Here is a 15,769-nt window from a genome sequence, read left to right on the forward strand (position 1 = left end):
GTCAAGTCAGAAAATGCCAAAGCACCAACGTCCCCACCAACCCGACCACCGACACAATCGTCTGCAACACCGACCACACCCAGATCGTCTGTTTCAACTGCAAGCCAAAGTACTCGCGCACCATCCAGAACCCGGCGTCGTTGACGTGGCAGAAGAACACCGAGCCTGCGCCAATTGCCAGCGCCACCAGTGAGCTTTGGGTGGCCGCCAACCCGGCCATCATCGGTGCGAGGATACCGGCCGTGGTGGTGGTCGCGACGGTCGCCGAGCCGGTGGCCTGGCGCAGTGCAACGGCGATCAGCCAGGCCAGCAGCAGGTACGGCATGTGTGCGCCTTCGGCGACTTTGCTGATGGTCTGGCTCACGCCGGCGTCAAGCAGGGTTTGCTTGAGGCCGCCGCCGGCGCCGATGGTCAGCAGCAGCACGGCGATGGGCGCGAGGGCCTTGCGCAGGGTGTTGCCGACGTCGGTGCGCGGCATGCCGGCGGCCCAGCCCAGGCAGATCACGGCGGCGATTACCGCCAGGCCGAGGGCGATCAGCGGTTCGCCGAGGAACTTCAGGGTCAGGCCGACGGGATTTTCCGCCGGCAGCGCGACTTTGGCCAAGGTGCTGCCCAGCATCAAGATCACCGGCAACAGAATGATCAGCAACGACACGCCAAAACTTGGCTGGCGCGGGGCCTTGGGCGGGGCGCTGAACAGTGCGCCAATGTCCGCCGGTTCATCCACTAGCAGGCGCTTGGACAGCCAATTGCCATAGATCGGGCCGGCAAGTATCACCGCCGGTACCGCCAGGCAAAAGCCCAGCAACATGGTCAGGCCCAGGTCGGCGTGCAATGCGCCCACCGCGATCAGCGGCCCCGGATGCGGCGGCATCAAGGCGTGCAGGGTGGTCATGCCCGCCAAGGCCGGAATGGCGATTTTCAGCAACGGCTGGTTCGAACGTTTGGCCATCACGAAGATGATCGGCACCATCATCACCAGGCCCACTTCAAAAAACAGCGGCAAACCGATCACCATCGCCACCAGCGCCATCACCCACGGTAATGACTTGCCCTTGCCCAACCCCAGCAGGGTCGTGGCGATGCGGTCGGCTGCGCCAGACTCGGCCATCAGCGCGCCGAGCATCGCGCCCAGGGCGATGATGATCCCGGCTTCACCCAGGATCGCCCCGGCGCCTTTGCTGAAGGCCTTGGCCACTTCCTCCGGCGGCAGCCCGGCGCCGACACCGGCGATAAAGGTGCCGATCAGGATCGACAGGAACGGCGGCAACTTGGTCGCACTGATCAGCACGATGATGCTGGCGATGGCCAACAGTACGCAGAACATCAAGCGGGTGTCGTGAACCATCCACGCAACAGTCGATAACTCCAAGATGGGACTCCTCATCGAACAGGTTAGGGAAATTGTTTCTTTATGTTTCTTGGTTGAAAAGCATACCTGATAACGCCTGACACAGAGCCCTTGCTGTCGACTTTGTAATCGTTGCTCCACCGCCCTGATAAGTCGCGACCGCTACCTTTTCCGGGCTTGGACTTTATGGTCGTGGAACTCTCGTTATGGCAATTTTCGTTAAAAAACTCATAGGGGCGACGCTGCTGTGGGCGGTCATCGGCGCTGCCCAGGCGCAACCCCTGACGCTCGATGCCGCCCTGCAAACCGCTTTCGCCAACAACCCGGACCTGGCCGCCGCGCAATGGGAAATCGACATCGCCGCCGGTGATCGCCAACAGGCCGGGCTGATCCCCAACCCGGTCGCCTCCTGGCAGGCCGAAGACACCCGGCGCAACAGCCGCACCACCACCGTCACCCTCAGCCAGACCCTGGAACTGGGCGGCAAACGCGGCGCGCGCATCGACGTGGCCTCTCGCGCCCAGGACGCCGCAGGATTGACCCTGCAACAGCGTCGCAACACGTTGCGCGCCGATGTGATCGACAGCTATTACCTCGCCCTTCGCGCCCAGGAGCGCCTCGACCTCGCACAACGCTCCCTGGCCCTGGCCGAACGCGGCCTGGTGGTCGCTGACAGCCGCGTCGCCGCCGGCAAGTCATCCCCGGTGGAAGCCACCCGCGCGCAGGTGCAGGTGGCGGAAATTCGCCTGGAAGTCAACCGCGCGCGCATCGACCTCACCGACGCTTATCGGCGCGTGGCGGCCAGCACCGGTAACGCCGCCACCGACTTCGAGTCCGTTGCCCCGCCAAGCCAATCCACACCGGCGTTGCCGTCCGCGGCGCAATTGCTCGCGCGCCTTGAACAAACCGCTGAACTGCGCCTGGCCGAGCTGCAGATCATGCAAAGCGAAGCCAATGTGGGCCTGGAAAAAGCCCAACGTATTCCTGATGTAGACGTGTCCATCGGCAGCCAATACGACGCCAGCGTGCGCGAGCGGGTGAACCTGGTCGGCGTATCCCTGCCGATCCCGCTGTTCAACCGCAACCAGGGCAATGTGCTTGCTGCCACGCGCCGTGCGGACCAGGCCCGTGACCTGCGCAACGCCACCGAACTGCGTCTGCGCACCGAAACCCGCCAGGCCCTGGACCTGTGGCAAACCGCCGAGAGCGAAGTGCGCGCCTTCAACCAGCAGATCCTTCCCGCCGCTCAACGCGCGGTGGACGCCGCCAGCCGTGGCTTCGAGATGGGCAAGTTCAACTTCCTCGATGTGCTCGACGCCCAACGCACGCTGATCGCCGCGCGCACCCAATACCTGGCCGCCACCGCCCAGGCCACTGACGCCTGGTTGCGCCTCGAACGAATTTACGGCGACCTCACCCTTTTTTGATTTTCGGGAGATCTACATGCACAACAAACACGGCGTGATGGTTGCCGTCGTCCTGGGCCTGCTGCTTTCGAGCGTTGCACACGCCGACGAAGACGAGCGCGCAATCGAACTCACCGCGCAGCAAATCGAGGCCGCCGGCATACAACTGGATCAGGCCCGACCGCGGCCGATCAATACGCTGCTGACACTGCCGGGCGAGGTGCGTTTCGACGAGGACCGCACCTCGCATATCGTGCCGCGTGCGGCCGGTGTCGTGGAGGCGGTGACGGTCAACCTCGGTCAATCAGTGGAAAAAGGTCAGCTGTTGGCAGTGATCGCCAGCCAGCAGATTTCCGATCAGCGCAGTGAACTGGTCGCCAGCGAGCGGCGGCTTGAACTGGCGCGTACCACCTTCCAGCGCGAGCGTCAGTTGTGGCAGGACGGAATTTCCGCCGAGCAGGATTACCTGCTGGCGCGCCAGGCCCTGCAAGAAGCCGAAATCGCCCTGAACAATGCCCGCCAAAAGATCGCCGCCCTCAGCGGCAGCCGCGTGCGGGTGGGCGGAAATCGCTATGAGCTGCGTGCGCCCTTCGCCGGTGTGGTGGTGGAAAAACACCTGGGCGTCGGCGAAGTGGTGAGTGAAACCAGCAATGCCTTGACCCTCTCGGATCTGTCCCAGGTGTGGGTCACGTTCGGCGTGTTTCCCAAGGACCTGAACCAGGTTCGCGTCGGCAAACCGGTGACTGTCAGCTCCACGGAAATGGGCACCGAGGTACGCGGCACTGTGGCCTATGTCGGCAGTTTGCTCGGCGAGCAGGCGCGCACCGCCACCGTGCGCGTCAGCGTGCCCAACCCGCACGCTGTCTGGCGTCCAGGGCTGTTTGTCAGCGTGCAATTGGCTACCGACACCACGCAAGCGAAGGTCACCGTGCCGCAGGCCGCTATCCAGACTGTCGAGGACAAACCCTCGGTGTTCGTGCGCACCCCAGCGGGTTTTATCACCCGTCATCTTGAACTGGGCGTCAGTGAAAACGGCTATGTCGAAGTGCGCCAGGGCCTGGACGCCGGCGAGCAGGTGGCGACGGTTGGCAGCTTCATCCTCAAGTCCGAGTTGGGCAAAGGCTCGGCCGAGCACGCCCATTGATCCTGCGAGTGAGTTCTCATGTTTGAGCGCCTTATCCAATTCGCCATCGAGCAACGCATCGTCGTGCTGCTGGCGGTGCTGTTGATGGCCGGTGTCGGCATCGCCAGCTATCAGAAATTGCCCATCGACGCGGTGCCTGACATCACCAATGTGCAGGTACAGATCAATTCGGCGGCGCCCGGTTTTTCGCCGCTGGAAACCGAGCAGCGCATCACCTTTCCCATCGAGACCGCGATGGCCGGTTTGCCGGGCCTGCAACAGACGCGTTCGCTGTCACGCTCGGGTCTTTCCCAGGTCACGGTGGTATTCAAAGACGGCACCGACCTGTTCTTCGCCCGCCAACTGGTCAACGAACGCCTGCAAGTGGCCCGAGAACAATTGCCCACCGGCATCGAAACGGCCATGGGACCGATCTCCACCGGCCTCGGGGAAATTTTCCTGTGGACCGTGGAAGCCACGGACGGCGCGCGCAAGGAGGACGGCACGGCCTATACGGCGACGGATCTGCGGGTGATCCAGGACTGGATCATCAAGCCGCAACTGCGCAACGTGCCGGGCGTGGCCGAGATCAATACGATTGGCGGCTTCGCCAAGGAATACCAGATCGCCCCCGACCCCAAGCGCCTGGCGGCCTACAACCTGACGTTGACCGATCTGGTCACGGCTCTGGAGCGCAACAATGCCAACGTCGGCGCCGGCTTTATCGAGCGCAGCGGCGAGCAACTGCTGATTCGCGCACCGGGGCAGGTGGCGTCCATCGACGACATTGCCAATATTGTCATCACCTCTGCCGATGGCACGCCGATCCGTGTGCGCAATGTGGCGCAGGTCGAGATCGGTCGTGAACTGCGCAGCGGCGCCGCCACCGAAAACGGCCGTGAGGTGGTACTCGGCACGGTGTTCATGTTGATCGGCGAAAACAGCCGCACGGTGTCCCAGGCAGTGGCGGAAAAACTCGAAGCCATCAACCGTTCGCTGCCGGAAGGTGTGGTGGCCGTCACCGTTTACGACCGCACCCACCTGGTGGAAAAAGCCATCGCCACCGTGAAGAAGAACCTCTTCGAAGGTGCGCTGCTGGTGGTGGCGATTCTGTTTCTGTTCCTGGGCAATATCCGTGCGGCGTTGATCACTGCGATGGTGATCCCCCTGGCGATGCTGTTCACCTTTACCGGCATGTTCACCAACAAGGTCAGCGCCAACCTGATGAGCCTCGGCGCACTGGATTTCGGCATTATCGTCGACGGTGCGGTGGTGATCGTCGAGAACGCGATCCGCCGCCTGGCCCACGCGCAACGACGCCATGGCCGCCTGCTCAGCCGCAGCGAACGCCTGCATGAAGTGTTCGCCGCCGCCAAGGAAGCGCGGCGTGCGCTGATCTTCGGGCAACTGATCATCATGGTCGTTTACGTGCCGATCTTTGCGCTCACCGGGGTGGCCGGAAAAATGTTCCACCCCATGGCGTTCACGGTGGTGATCGCCTTGTTGGGGGCGATGATTCTCTCAGTGACCTTCGTGCCCGCGGCCATTGCGTTGTTTGTCACCGGCAAGGTCAAGGAGGAAGAAAACGCGGTGATGCGTGGCGCGCGGCGCGTGTACGCCCCGGTGCTGGATTGGGTGATGACCCGCCGACCGCTGGTCTTCGGCCTGGCCATGTTGACTATCGTCGCGTCGGGCGTGGTGGCCAGCCGCATGGGCAGTGAATTCATCCCCAGCCTCAGCGAAGGCGACTTTGCCCAGCAAGCCCTGCGCGTGCCTGGCACCAGCCTTACGCAATCGGTGCAGATGCAGCAGCAGCTTGAAAAAATATTGCTGGCCCAAGTGCCGGAAATCGAGCGTGTGTTTGCACGCACGGGCACCGCGGAGATCGCCTCCGATCCGATGCCGCCGAATATTTCCGACAGCTACGTGATGCTCAAACCCAAGGACCAATGGCCTGATCCGAACAAATCCCGCGAAGCGCTGATCGCCGATATCCAGCGCGCCAGTGCGATCATGCCGGGCAGCGCGTATGAGCTCTCGCAACCGATCCAGTTGCGCTTCAACGAGCTGATTTCCGGGGTGCGCAGCGATGTAGCGGTGAAGGTGTTTGGTGATGATATGGCGGTGCTCAACAGCACCGCCGGGGAAATTGCCGAGACGCTGCAAACGCTCAATGGCGCCTCCGAAGTGAAGGTGGAACAGACCTCCGGCCTGCCGGTGCTGACGATCAATATCGACCGCGACAAGGCGGCTCGCTTTGGCCTGAATGTCGGCGATGTGCAGGACACCATTGCCGTGGCCGTCGGTGGTCGGCGGGCCGGTACGTTGTACGAAGGCGACCGGCGTTTCGATATGGTCGTGCGTTTGTCCGACGCGCTGCGCACCGATATCGACGGGCTGTCGCGGCTGTTGATTCCGGTGCCGGCGCTGGCCGGGAGTACGTCCGGGCGGTTGGGCTTTATTGCCTTGTCCGAGGTCGCCAGCCTGGACCTGATGCTCGGCCCCAACCAGATCAGCCGTGAGAACGGCAAGCGCCTGGTGATCGTCAGCGCCAACGTGCGCGGACGTGATATCGGCTCGTTTGTGGCGCAAGCCGAAGCGGCGATCAATGCCCAAGTGAATGTGCCGGCCGGCTACTGGACCACCTGGGGCGGCCAGTTCGAACAGCTCAAGGAGGCCTGCGAACGTTTGCGCATCGTGGTGCCGGTGGCGCTGCTGCTGGTGTTCGGGTTGCTGTTCATGATGTTCAATAATCTCAAGGACGGCCTGCTGGTGTTCACCGGGATTCCGTTCGCGTTGACCGGTGGGATCATGGCCCTGTGGCTGCGGGATATTCCGCTGTCGATCTCGGCGGGGGTGGGCTTTATTGCGTTGTCCGGCGTGGCGGTGCTCAACGGCCTGGTGATGATTGCATTCATCCGCAACCTGCGCGAGGAAGGGCGCTCGCTGGCGATGGCGATCAACGAAGGCGCGCTGACCCGATTGCGCCCGGTGTTGATGACTGCGTTGGTGGCGTCCCTGGGTTTTATCCCCATGGCCCTGGCCACCGGCACCGGTGCCGAGGTGCAGCGGCCGCTGGCGACGGTGGTGATTGGCGGGATTATTTCCTCGACGCTGTTGACCCTGCTGGTGCTGCCGGCGTTGTATCAATGGGTGCATCGTCGTGAAGAGGAGGCGGCCTGACCTCTGAAAACGCCGCGCCGTTCCTCCCACCCTGATCCGGCGCTGTTTGCAGGTTCCGGGGAAACACCAGGTTGAACCGTGTGAAACGTCCGGGCTGGCTGTTGACGTCGGCGTGCCCCTGATGCAAATGCATGATCGACTGGACGATGGCCAGCCCCAGCCCGGTGCCGCCTTCGGCGCGGGTGCGGCTGCTGTCGGCGCGGTAAAACCGTTCGAACAGGTGCGGCAGGTGCTGCGCTTCAATGCCCCGGCCGGGGTTGCCCACCGACAGCGTGACGTTCTGGTCGTAGGTTTCCACCAGCAACAACACACTGGCGCCACTGGGCGTATGGCGAATCGCGTTGGACAGCAGGTTGGAAATGGCACGCTGGATCATCAGGCGATCACCCTTCACCCGGGCGTCGCCGCGCAGATTGAGGGTCACCTGCTTGTCCTCGGCACTCAGGGCAAACAGCGCCATTACCCGCTGTGCTTCTTCACCCAGCGACACCGCAGTGAACCCGGCCCGCGCCGCCGGATGGCTGACCTGGGCCAGAAACAGCATGTCGGAAACGATGCGCGACAAGCGCTCCATTTCCTCCGTACAGGATTCCAGCCCGGCCTTGTATTGCTCCAAGGGACGTTCGCGAGACAGGGTCACCTGGGCCTTGCCCATCAGGTTGGTCAGTGGCGCACGCAGTTCGTGGGCCAGGTCATCGGAGAACTGCGACAGCTGTTGCACCCCCGCATCCAGGCGCTTGAGCATCACGTTGAAGCCCTGGGCCAGCTCGGCCAGTTCCTTGGGCAGGTTATCCACGGACAAGCGATGGGTCAGGTCTTGGGTGGTCACTTGCGCCGCCACCTGGCTGAACTGTTTCAACGGCGCCAAGCCACGTTGTACCAGCCACCAGGCGCCGATGCCGATCAGGATCAGCAGCAACGGCACGGCGATGATCGTGGAGCGCAGGTAGGCGCTCAGCAATGCGTCATCGTCGGAGCGGTCCAGCGACAGCAACACTCGCACCGGCTCGCCGCCGCGCAAGGGCATCAGGTGCGTGGCGCTGAGGATGCGATTGCCGCTGCTGTCCGTCCAGTTCAGGTAAGTCAGGGTTGTGCTGGCGGGGGCGTCGCGCAACAACGGCTGCTGCGGTTTGGCACCGACGCTGAGCAGCACCGGTGCGTCGGGCTGGATGCCGGTGATGGTCAGGTAAATATTGTCGTGGCCCATCACCAGGTCCAGCAGCGAATGGGGGCGGGCGGCGATGTCGAGGGGCGTGAGGTCCTGGCGCAGGCTGTGCTCCAACTGTTGCAGTTTGTTCTCCAGGCCCTTGCGCGCCAGATTCTCCAGCTCGTGGGTCAGGGCCAGGTACGCCAGGGTGGCCAGCAGCAGCACCAGCCCGGCGCCCATCAGGCTGACCGTCAAGCCCAGGCGCATCGACAGGCTGCTGGTCTTCATTGACGCGCTTCCAACACATACCCCACGCCGCGAATGGTGTGGATCAACTTGACCTCGCTCTGGTCATCGACCTTGGCCCGCAGGCGGCTGATAGAGACCTCCACCACGTTGGTGTCGCAGTCGAAGTTCATGTCCCACACCAGGGAAATGATCTGGGTGCGCGTCATCACTTCGCCGGTCTGGCGCATCAACACATGCAGCAGGGCGAATTCCTTGGTGGTCAGGTCGATGCGCCGGTTGCCGCGATAGGCGCGATGGCGGCGCGGGTCCAGTTCCAGGTCCGCGACGCGCAGCACCTCCGGCAACGGGATATGTTCGCTGCGGCGCAGCAGGGTGCGCACGCGAGCGAGCAACTCGGGGAATTCGAAGGGCTTGACCAGGTAATCATCGGCGCCCATGTCCAGGCCCTTGATCTTGTCGGCCAGACGGCCGCGTGCGGTCAGCATCATCACGCGCTGATCACCGTCTCGGCGCAACTGCTCCAGCACCTCCCAGCCGTCGGTGTTGGGCAGGTTCACGTCGAGTATCACCAGTTCATAACGGTGTTGCCTGGCCAGGTGCAGACCGTCGACGCCACTGGGGGCACAGTCGACGACGTAACCGCTTTCGGACAGGCCTTGTTGCACATAGTCGGCAGTTTTTTGCTCGTCCTCAACCACAAGGATACGCATGGGGATTTACCTTCAAATCAAACGAAAGGGGCATGGCCTCATAGATGCGTCCGGCGATGCTGTCGGAAAACCCTGAAGCCTAAAGTAGCTTTAGGGTCAAGCCATGTAGGAAAGGTGCGACGATTCGTCGCCAGGCCAGCGCCCAAAAAAACGCCCCGATAACGGGGCGCATAAAGCTCATCTCTGTTCCAAAGGAGCTACACAAAAGCCGCAGAGATGAAGTGTGTAGATTGAGCAGTCTAGAAAGTGCAACTTAACAAGAAGGTGAAGCGGATATTACAGTTCTGAAAGACTTCAACCTGTGAAGAGATGTAGCGCATTGGCAAATGAATGTAAGCGCACGACTTAGAGCACAGCCAATGGGTATTCGATAATGACGCGAACTTCTTCCAGGTCTGACTCAAATGCACTTGAACGCACGGTGGCTTGGCGCAACCTGAGCGAAAGATCTTTCAAGTTGCCACTTTGCACCACGTACTTGGCTTCGATATCTCGCTCCCAGCGACGCTGATCGGCCAGCGGGTTACCGGCCGCATCGCGGCGCATATACACCGCATTCGCGTTGCTGTAGTCGGCCCCGGTGCCTTTGCCGTAGCGGGTCATGAACGACAGGCCGGGAATGCCGAAGGCTTGCATGTCCAGATCGTAGCGCAGCATCCACGAGCGTTCCTTGGGGGCGTTGAAGTCGCTGTACTGGATTGAGTTATTGAGCAGGATCGAATCTGACTGGCGCAGGTAATCGAAGTCGTTATCGCCGTTGTTGCGCTGGTGCGACACGGCCAGGCTGTGGGCGCCAAGCTTCACCCCGAGCCTTGCGCTCCAGATGTTGTTGTTCAGCGCTCCACGCAGTTTCCTGCCGTCGTCCGACACGTTGTAGTAGTTGAAATCGCCGAACAACGAAACCTCGTCATTCAGCGGGTAAGTGGCGGCGCTGCCGAAATAGTACTGGTTCCAGGCGTCCTTCAGACGGCTGCCGTACAGGCTGACGCTCAGGTGCTGGTTGAGCTGGTAATCGCCGCCGGCATAACCGAACCAGGGCGCATCCACCGGGCCGGCATAAAACGTCACGAACCCTTTGTTCATGCCGCTTTGGCTGGGCTGGCTCATGCCACTCAGGCGCCCACCCTGCAGGGTCAGCCCGGCCAGGCTGGTGTTCTGCGCGGTCACCCCGCGAAAACTCTCCGGCAATACCCGCGAGTCGCCGTAGGCTACCACCGGTGTGGTCGGGAACACGTCACCGGCCTTGATCACCGTGTCCAGCACGCGCATTTTTACGGCGCCGCCGACTTTGCTGTAGCGGCTTTCGGGATGGTTGTCGCTGTCCACCGGCATCACGCTGAACGAGCCTTTGCCGCCGCTGCGGCCGCTGCCCGAATCCAGCTTCAACCCGACCATGGCAAAGGCATCCAGGCCAAACCCCACACGGCCTTGGGTAAAGCCGGATTCGAAGGTGCCGATCAGGCCCTGCGCCCAGGCCTCTGAATAGCCATTGCCGGTGGGGCTGGACTGACCCTTGCGGTCATCGCGATTGAAATAAAAATTGCGCATCAGCACATTCATGCGACTGCCTTCGACAAAACCTTCAGGCCGCTGCTCCACCGCCACAGCGGACAGCGGCAGTGCCGCACACAATGAAAGAGGGAAGGTCAGGCTACGGATGCTCATGGGGTCGCTCCTCAGTGTTGGCAGTTATCAGCGTCTATGGAGGTGGGCGTTCTTATTGATCTGGCCCGGACTGATAGTTGCAAACGGCGAATAACAACGACATGGCGCGAACATTACAATGTTGGAAACTTTCGCCCACCTGACAAATAAGTAATCTTGTGGTGAATATAGTGAAAGGATGGGCGGGTTAGTCTCCGTATTGAACTTTTCAATCAGGAACTCACCATGATTATTTATAAAGTTGCCTTGGGCATATTAACCGCCATCCTGTCATTCGCCGCGATGGCCGAAGGCGGAGGGGATCGTACCTTCGCGCTGATGATGGAACGCAACGAAAAAGCCATGGCCGCGTACGCCGAGAAACAAGGCAAGCCGGCGCCCGTGGTACAGACGTACCGCTATGGCATGGAGTTGGACATTGCCAAGGTGGTCAACGTGACGCCGCCGATTCGCGCATGCAACGCGGTGCCTTCGCGCATGACTTACGAAGACTCCAGCGGCAAGCTCATTACCCTGCAATATCAAGTGATGGGCTTATGCCGCAACCATGGCAGTTAATGTCGGGCAGTCGCTCTGTACTCTCAGACATGTGGGCGCAGATTTGCCTGCGATGGCATAGGTGTCTGAACATCTACGTTGGGACTATCAGCGCCCGAGCATCTTCACCCAGCGTGACGGCGGCATGCCGTACGTGCTGCGAAACTGTCGGGTCATATGGCTCTGGTCGCTAAAGCCGGCGGTCATTGCCGCATCCACCAATGAATGACCCTGGGCCAGCAGGCTGCGCACCAGGTCGAGCCGGCGCATGGTCAGGTAGCGGTAGGGGCTGGTACCGAACAGCACACGAAAATCCCGCGACAAGGCCCAGCGGTCGCGGCCGGCGTGGTCGGCCATTTCATCCAGGGTGATGCTGCGGCCCAGGGCGCTGTGGATAAATTCCCGGGCACGCTCGGCCGCCAGGTAATCGAAGCTCTTGCGGCTCACGATCGCTCCCGAGGCAGCGCTGAGCGCCTGGGCCAGGTCGAACAGGGCGTCCTGCTCCTGCAACGAATCGATCGGGCAATCCAGGCTCTGCAGCAGTACTTCGCTGGCGCGGAACAGCCTTGGGTCGGTGGATAAACCGCCAGGGACAAACGGCAACGGCTTGCCGCCGAGGATCTGCTGGATCAGCGCCGGCTCCACATAAATCATCCGGTACTTGAAGCCTTCCTCGCTGCCCGCACGGCCATCGTGGATTTCGTCGGGATGAATCACCATGGTCGTGCCCGGCAGGCTGTGGGTCGTGCCGCCGCGATAGTGAAAACTCTGCACGCCGAACAGCGTACGCCCGATGGCGTAGGTGTCATGGCGATGCGGGTCGAAGGCGAAACCGGCAAAGTACGCCTCGATACGGTCCAGGCCGCTGGCGTGCGGGGCGCGGTGCAGCCAGTCGAGCGTGTGGGTCGGGTTGCCCATGGTGACTTGTCACAAAAAGAGGTGGAAACACGTTAACCCAGTCTGCAGGTCGTTGTCTGCCGGGGTCTTGTACGATTGTGCAGGCGCTGGGCGAGGCCTATGATCCTGGCTCGTGCATTGCGCTGATGGAGCTGACTGCCATGGATTTTCTCAACCCTGTCTATGTGGCCCCGCTGGTCTCGCTGGCCCTTCTATGGACCGTGGCGGTGGTCACACCCGGCCCCAACTTCTTCAATACCGCGCAACTGGCCGTGAGCTGTTCGCGTCGCCATGGCGTGGTGGCGTCGGCCGGAGTGGCTACGGGCACGATCATGTGGGGGCTGGCGGGCGGCCTGGGGATCAAGTCGCTGTTTACCGCCGCGCCGTTGTTGTACCTGGCGTTCAAGATCATCGGCGGTTGCTACCTGATCTACCTGGGGCTGAAGCTGTTCAAACGCTCGGCCCCGGCCATGGGGCAGCGCCTGTTGCCGGATGAGCCTGCGCGTTCGCTGTTCTCTGCCTGGCGCCTGGGTTTACTGGGCAACCTGTCGAATCCCAAGGCTGCGTTGTTCGTTGCCACCATCTTCGCCTCCACCATGCCGCCGTCGCCCTCGCCGATGTTGCTCACCCTGGCGGTGATCATCATGGCCACTTTGTCGTTCAGCTGGTATTCCAGCGTGGCCCTGTTTTTTTCCAGCCAGCGCATGGCCAACGTGTACAGCCGTTCGCGCAAGTGGCTCGATCGCTTTGCCGGCGGTTGCTACATGCTGTTCGGCGCACATCTGGTAGCGAATCGCTGACGGCCCGTGGTAAGAAGCCTTACGTTCAATAGTGAGGCTGGGTCATGAGTAAGGTGCGGGTAGGGATTATTTTCGGGGGCCGTTCGGCGGAACATGAAGTCTCGTTGCAGTCGGCGCGCAATATCGTCGATGCGCTGGACCGTTCGCGCTTCGAGCCGGTGTTGATCGGTATCGACAAGGCCGGCCACTGGCACCTCAACGACACCTCGAACTTCCTGCTCAACAGCGAAAACCCGGCGCTCATTGCCCTCAACCAATCCAACCGCGAACTGGCGGTGGTGCCCGGCAAAGCCAACCAGCAAGTGGTGGAAACCACGGGCCAGGGCGTGCTGGAACACATCGACGTGATCTTCCCCATCGTCCACGGCACCCTCGGCGAAGACGGTTGCCTGCAAGGCCTGCTGCGCATGGCGGACTTGCCTTTCGTCGGCTCCGACGTACTCGGCTCGGCCGTGTGCATGGACAAAGACATCAGCAAACGCCTGCTGCGCGACGCCGGCATTGCCGTTACTCCGTTTATCACCCTGACCCGCCGCAACGCCGCGCACACCTCTTTTGAGGCCGCCGTGAACAGGCTCGGCCTGCCGATGTTCGTCAAACCGGCCAACCAGGGCTCTTCAGTCGGCGTGAGCAAAGTCGGCAGCGAAGCCGAGTACCACGCCGCGGTTGAGCTGGCTCTGGGGTTCGATGAAAAAGTGCTGCTGGAGTCCGCCGTTCAGGGCCGTGAAATCGAATGCGCGGTGCTGGGCAACGACAACCCCATCGCCAGCGGTTGCGGTGAGATCGTGGTGAGCAACGGCTTTTATTCCTACGACAGCAAATACATCGACGACCAGGCGGCTCAGGTGGTGGTGCCGGCGGATATCAGCCATGAGGCCAGCGAGCGAATTCGTCGCCTGGCACTTGAGGCGTTTGAAGTACTGGGCTGTGCAGGTTTGGCGCGGGTCGATGTATTCCTCACCGATGATGGCGAAGTACTGATCAATGAAATCAACTCACTGCCCGGTTTTACCCGTATCAGCATGTACCCCAAGCTGTGGCAGGCGGCGGGAATGAGCTACAGCGAGCTGGTGAGCCGCTTGATCGAGCTGGCGCTTGAGCGGCATACGGGGCGCAAGGGGTTGAAGATCAGTCGCTGATTCTTAAAGAAGAGGCCAGTAACGCCATCAGGCGTTACTGAGGACCTCACGAAAAACATCTGGTCGGATGGTGGCAATGTGCAGCAGTGAACGTGCTGCGCCCGAGGGTGAGCGCCGGCCTTGCTCCCATTCTTGAAGCGTTCTTACAGAAACCCCCAGCAACTCGGCGAATTTGGGTTGTGATAAGCCTGTTTTACTTCTTGCTTCGGCAGCTTGAGTGGTTTCTACGTGATGGACGCCGCCATGACGGCCCGCCTTTACGTCCACGATGGCAGCGAGCAATTCCTCGCCAATATTGCGCTTGGCGTCGCGTTCTCTCAGTTGTTTCTCAGTGAGTGGCATGGTTCATTTCCTTCGCGATTTTATACAGGACATGCGCTGGAATATTCTCGGTGGCGCCTTTGCCATAAATCAGCAGTGCTACCAGTGATCCGCAAATCAGCTGCGCGGTATAGACAATTCGCACCGACCCACTTTTTCCTCGCCCCTCGAGGTTCCAACGTACTTTTCGGCAGCCGCCGGAGCCAGGTACAACCGTCCCCGCATCAGGATGGCTGGCTAGAAACGCCATGAAAATGCCCCGTTCTTCCTCGGTCCAGTAATCGGGCCACAGCTTGCTGAATAGCGGAGACTCTATGATCGTTAACACGCGAAATTCTACGTCTTTGACGTAGCCTCTGGCAAGAAAGTGCGAGCCAGAAAATCGCAGGTGAAAAGTTGCTGCTCAAGGTGCTTTTTATCGCAAAAAATGACATGGCACTTTGTATTTTGGGCTCTGCGTCGGACCTGAGAGCGAAGGTTATAGGAGTCATGTCACGGGTCAGTACGACCAATCCACGAATACAACAACGTCTTCGCCTCCTCCGGGTGATGCGTTCTTCGGCGGTAGCTGGCAAACATCGTTGAAGTGCAGTAGGTACACACCTCACTCACCTCGATCTGTTCCCGTCGAACCCCGGCCGCTTGCAGCAGCATGAGCCCATATCCGCTCAAGTCAAACCAGGCACTTCGTGCTTGCCGCGCATGCGGTGGGGTGATCTGCGGTGACAATAACGGCTGGGGTTGCGCAACGCTCCATGGCGCTTCGCCGTCACGCCACACGTGCCCTTGATCCATCTGGAACTCGGTAATAAACCCTTCGCTCACTTCATAGCAGCAGGGCTTGATCGACGGCCCGATTGCAACCTGCAGCTGGTCGGCCGCAACCCCTACATCGGCAAAACGTTGCAGCGCATTCGCCACGATCCCGCGTTGCAGTCCCTTCCAGCCGCCATGAATCGCCGCCACATGCTGACCGTCTTGCGATGCGAGCAGAACGGGCAGGCAATCTGCGGTGATCACTGCGACCGGCTGATGGGTGTGCGTAAGCACCCCATCGGCTTCGACCGTATTGGCCACCAGCCCTGCCTGCCACTCAATCACTGCGGCACTGTGCACCTGCTTGCAAATGAACAGGTCATCCGGACGCAGCGGATCGTTGATCGAACAGAAACCGTGATCGACGCCTGCAATGGCGCCGAGATTTTTTGCCTGGTGCAAGGGAATACCTCCGCTCGATAACC

General features: G+C 61.3%; 14 protein-coding genes. 6 read left to right on the forward strand and 8 right to left on the reverse strand.

Annotated features, from left to right (window positions below; genetic code table 11):
- Nucleotide 1: 1 nt before the first annotated feature.
- Nucleotides 2-1,372, reverse strand: coding sequence for a GntT/GntP/DsdX family permease (locus V6M90_RS24450; RefSeq protein WP_042944133.1), 1,371 nt, complete (start codon nt 1,370-1,372; stop codon nt 2-4).
- Nucleotides 1,373-1,557: 185 nt separating this feature from the next.
- Here V6M90_RS24450 and V6M90_RS24455 point away from each other — a divergent pair, with 185 nt between their 5' ends.
- From V6M90_RS24455 to V6M90_RS24465, 3 genes are read left to right on the forward strand one after another with little or no spacing between them, the layout of a single operon-like run.
- On the forward strand, nt 1,558-2,778 hold the full coding sequence (locus V6M90_RS24455; protein WP_332847266.1) for a TolC family protein: 1,221 nt from the start codon (nt 1,558-1,560) through the stop codon (nt 2,776-2,778).
- Nucleotides 2,779-2,794: 16 nt separating this feature from the next.
- Nucleotides 2,795-3,901: an efflux RND transporter periplasmic adaptor subunit gene (locus tag V6M90_RS24460; RefSeq protein ID WP_332847267.1), complete on the forward strand. Its 1,107-nt coding sequence runs from the start codon at nt 2,795-2,797 to the stop codon at nt 3,899-3,901.
- 18 nt (nt 3,902-3,919) lie between these two features.
- A complete protein-coding gene (locus V6M90_RS24465) occupies nt 3,920-7,063 on the forward strand; it encodes a CusA/CzcA family heavy metal efflux RND transporter (protein ID WP_332847268.1) in 3,144 nt (1,047 codons plus the stop codon).
- Here V6M90_RS24465 and V6M90_RS24470 read toward each other — a convergent pair.
- The 3 genes from V6M90_RS24470 to V6M90_RS24480 all read right to left on the reverse strand — a co-directional run bounded on the left by V6M90_RS24470 (nt 6,981) and on the right by V6M90_RS24480 (nt 10,834).
- Nucleotides 6,981-8,498, reverse strand: a complete 1,518-nt coding sequence (locus V6M90_RS24470) for a heavy metal sensor histidine kinase (RefSeq protein WP_141064304.1) — start codon at nt 8,496-8,498, stop codon at nt 6,981-6,983. The genes V6M90_RS24465 and V6M90_RS24470 overlap by 83 nt on opposite strands.
- Entirely contained in the window at nt 8,495-9,169 is a 675-nt protein-coding gene (locus tag V6M90_RS24475) for a heavy metal response regulator transcription factor (protein ID WP_003171555.1), read from the reverse strand. The genes V6M90_RS24470 and V6M90_RS24475 overlap by 4 nt, the downstream gene beginning before the upstream one ends.
- A 345-nt stretch (nt 9,170-9,514) precedes the next feature.
- Nucleotides 9,515-10,834 carry an OprD family porin gene (locus V6M90_RS24480; RefSeq protein ID WP_003171558.1) on the reverse strand — a complete coding sequence of 440 codons (1,320 nt, stop codon included), beginning with the start codon at nt 10,832-10,834 and terminating at the stop codon, nt 9,515-9,517.
- A gap of 225 nt (nt 10,835-11,059) precedes the next feature.
- Between V6M90_RS24480 and V6M90_RS24485 the strand changes: the two genes are divergently transcribed.
- Nucleotides 11,060-11,392, forward strand: a complete 333-nt coding sequence (locus V6M90_RS24485) for a DUF2790 domain-containing protein (RefSeq protein WP_003171559.1) — start codon at nt 11,060-11,062, stop codon at nt 11,390-11,392.
- 87 nt (nt 11,393-11,479) lie between these two features.
- Here the strand turns inward: V6M90_RS24485 and V6M90_RS24490 are convergent, their stop codons facing one another.
- Nucleotides 11,480-12,289, reverse strand: coding sequence for an AraC family transcriptional regulator (locus tag V6M90_RS24490; RefSeq protein WP_003171560.1), 810 nt, complete (start codon nt 12,287-12,289; stop codon nt 11,480-11,482).
- Nucleotides 12,290-12,429: 140 nt separating this feature from the next.
- On the opposite strand from V6M90_RS24490, the gene V6M90_RS24495 reads away from it, so the two are divergent.
- Both V6M90_RS24495 and ddlA read left to right on the forward strand, forming a co-directional pair.
- Nucleotides 12,430-13,068 (forward strand): LysE family transporter, encoded by a 639-nt coding sequence (locus V6M90_RS24495; RefSeq protein ID WP_332847269.1) that lies wholly within the window; start codon nt 12,430-12,432, stop codon nt 13,066-13,068.
- A 44-nt stretch (nt 13,069-13,112) separates the two neighbouring features.
- Nucleotides 13,113-14,207, forward strand: coding sequence for a D-alanine--D-alanine ligase (gene ddlA, locus V6M90_RS24500; RefSeq protein WP_003171562.1), 1,095 nt, complete (start codon nt 13,113-13,115; stop codon nt 14,205-14,207).
- A 27-nt stretch (nt 14,208-14,234) separates the two neighbouring features.
- On the opposite strand, the gene V6M90_RS24505 is transcribed toward ddlA, so the two are convergent.
- The 3 genes from V6M90_RS24505 to V6M90_RS24515 all read right to left on the reverse strand — a co-directional run bounded on the left by V6M90_RS24505 (nt 14,235) and on the right by V6M90_RS24515 (nt 15,746).
- Nucleotides 14,235-14,549: a helix-turn-helix domain-containing protein gene (locus V6M90_RS24505; RefSeq protein WP_042944135.1), complete on the reverse strand. Its 315-nt coding sequence runs from the start codon at nt 14,547-14,549 to the stop codon at nt 14,235-14,237.
- Nucleotides 14,536-14,778, reverse strand: coding sequence for a hypothetical protein (locus tag V6M90_RS24510; RefSeq protein ID WP_232291286.1), 243 nt, complete (start codon nt 14,776-14,778; stop codon nt 14,536-14,538). Before V6M90_RS24510 ends, V6M90_RS24505 begins: the two co-directional genes overlap by 14 nt.
- Nucleotides 14,779-15,020: 242 nt before the next feature.
- Complete coding sequence (locus tag V6M90_RS24515) at nt 15,021-15,746, reverse strand: polyphenol oxidase family protein (RefSeq protein WP_003171564.1); 726 nt, start codon at nt 15,744-15,746, stop codon at nt 15,021-15,023.
- Nucleotides 15,747-15,769 lie beyond the last annotated feature (23 nt).

Origin of the sequence: Pseudomonas lactucae (assembly GCF_036688725.1) — a bacterium.
GTDB classification, from domain to species: domain Bacteria; phylum Pseudomonadota; class Gammaproteobacteria; order Pseudomonadales; family Pseudomonadaceae; genus Aquipseudomonas; species Aquipseudomonas lactucae.

What these genes read in the sequence shown, in the direction of transcription:
- V6M90_RS24510 (WP_232291286.1), bottom strand. Translation starts at nt 14,778, where the DNA reads ATGGCGTTTCTAGCCAGCCATCCTGATGCGGGGACGGTTGTACCTGGC.
- V6M90_RS24480 (WP_003171558.1), bottom strand. Translation starts at nt 10,834, where the DNA reads ATGAGCATCCGTAGCCTGACCTTCCCTCTTTCATTGTGTGCGGCACTG.
- V6M90_RS24485 (WP_003171559.1), top strand. Translation starts at nt 11,060, where the DNA reads ATGATTATTTATAAAGTTGCCTTGGGCATATTAACCGCCATCCTGTCA.
- ddlA (WP_003171562.1), top strand. Translation starts at nt 13,113, where the DNA reads ATGAGTAAGGTGCGGGTAGGGATTATTTTCGGGGGCCGTTCGGCGGAA.
- V6M90_RS24505 (WP_042944135.1), bottom strand. Translation starts at nt 14,549, where the DNA reads ATGCCACTCACTGAGAAACAACTGAGAGAACGCGACGCCAAGCGCAAT.
- V6M90_RS24470 (WP_141064304.1), bottom strand. Translation starts at nt 8,498, where the DNA reads ATGAAGACCAGCAGCCTGTCGATGCGCCTGGGCTTGACGGTCAGCCTG.
- V6M90_RS24495 (WP_332847269.1), top strand. Translation starts at nt 12,430, where the DNA reads ATGGATTTTCTCAACCCTGTCTATGTGGCCCCGCTGGTCTCGCTGGCC.
- V6M90_RS24475 (WP_003171555.1), bottom strand. Translation starts at nt 9,169, where the DNA reads ATGCGTATCCTTGTGGTTGAGGACGAGCAAAAAACTGCCGACTATGTG.
- V6M90_RS24455 (WP_332847266.1), top strand. Translation starts at nt 1,558, where the DNA reads ATGGCAATTTTCGTTAAAAAACTCATAGGGGCGACGCTGCTGTGGGCG.
- V6M90_RS24465 (WP_332847268.1), top strand. Translation starts at nt 3,920, where the DNA reads ATGTTTGAGCGCCTTATCCAATTCGCCATCGAGCAACGCATCGTCGTG.
- V6M90_RS24460 (WP_332847267.1), top strand. Translation starts at nt 2,795, where the DNA reads ATGCACAACAAACACGGCGTGATGGTTGCCGTCGTCCTGGGCCTGCTG.
- V6M90_RS24490 (WP_003171560.1), bottom strand. Translation starts at nt 12,289, where the DNA reads ATGGGCAACCCGACCCACACGCTCGACTGGCTGCACCGCGCCCCGCAC.